The organism is Acinetobacter sp. UBA3025 (genome assembly GCF_002367915.1).
Taxonomy (GTDB): Bacteria; Pseudomonadota; Gammaproteobacteria; order Pseudomonadales; family Moraxellaceae; genus Acinetobacter.
Map to the genome: position 1 here is coordinate 5,243 of NZ_DFDO01000118.1, position 852 is coordinate 6,094.

Sequence of the window (852 nt, forward strand, 5' to 3'; positions counted from 1 at the left end):
GCCACTGAAAGCAGGTTCGGTTGGTCTGGATGCTGACCAATATTCACCCGGCGAATAGCAACCGTTACAATTTCTGCACCGCTGGCCTGAATGGCCTGATCTGTTTCATTTAAATCTTTATATTTGCCTGTGCCTACTAAAAGACGAGACTGGAATTGGCGTGAACCGATCTGTAATAAATCTTGCATAATTGTTCCAAGTGTTATTAGCCGCCACCGACTGCGTGAATAATTTCTATTTTGTCCGCTTCGCAAATGGGCGTTTCACCCAATCTGCTTTTAGAAATAATCATTTCATTGACCTCAACTGCAAAGCGTTTACCCTCAAGCGCCAGACTTTGAACCAGTTCCAGCAGGTTCTTGCATTGAGTTTCTTGTTGTTCGCCATTGATATACACCAGCATCTTGGCAACCCTCCATGATTATTGATTAAAGCATCAGACCTATTTGAGGTATTTTACGGCATTCCAGGCCAGAATTAACCAGCCAGCAATCATTAAGGCACCACCAACTGGCGTAATTGCACCTAAACCGCGCGGCAGACCCAGTGCCATGACATAGAGTGAGCCACAGAACAGGAAAATCCCCGCCTGGATCAGGAGAAAACTCCATTTGATTGGCAATTCAGGAATTACTCGGCTGATCACTGCTAGAATAAGTAAGCCAAGAGCATGGTAGAAGAAATAATCTGTGGCCGTTTGCCACCAGGTCAACTGTGCTTCAGTCGCTCGAGTCTTTAAACCATGGGCACCAAATGCGCCGAGCATGACTGCAAGCGCAAGATTCAGTGCTGAAATCGCAATCCACATTTGAATTGACCTTCCCAATAAAGTTTGCGCTTAACCTTAGCATA

General features: G+C 45.4%; 2 protein-coding genes and 1 pseudogene. All 3 read right to left on the reverse strand.

Annotated elements, in window-relative coordinates; translation table 11 throughout:
• Positions 1–188 (reverse strand): annotated as a pseudogene (locus tag B4J23_RS05120) (thiazole synthase); the annotation flags it as partial.
• 17 nt (positions 189–205) lie between these two features.
• A complete protein-coding gene (gene thiS / locus B4J23_RS05125; RefSeq protein ID WP_005235073.1) occupies positions 206–403 on the reverse strand; it encodes a sulfur carrier protein ThiS in 198 nt (65 codons plus the stop codon).
• Positions 404–442: 39 nt separating this feature from the next.
• Entirely contained in the window at positions 443–808 is a 366-nt protein-coding gene (locus B4J23_RS05130; protein ID WP_125279234.1) for a DUF423 domain-containing protein, read from the reverse strand.
• Positions 809–852 lie beyond the last annotated feature (44 nt).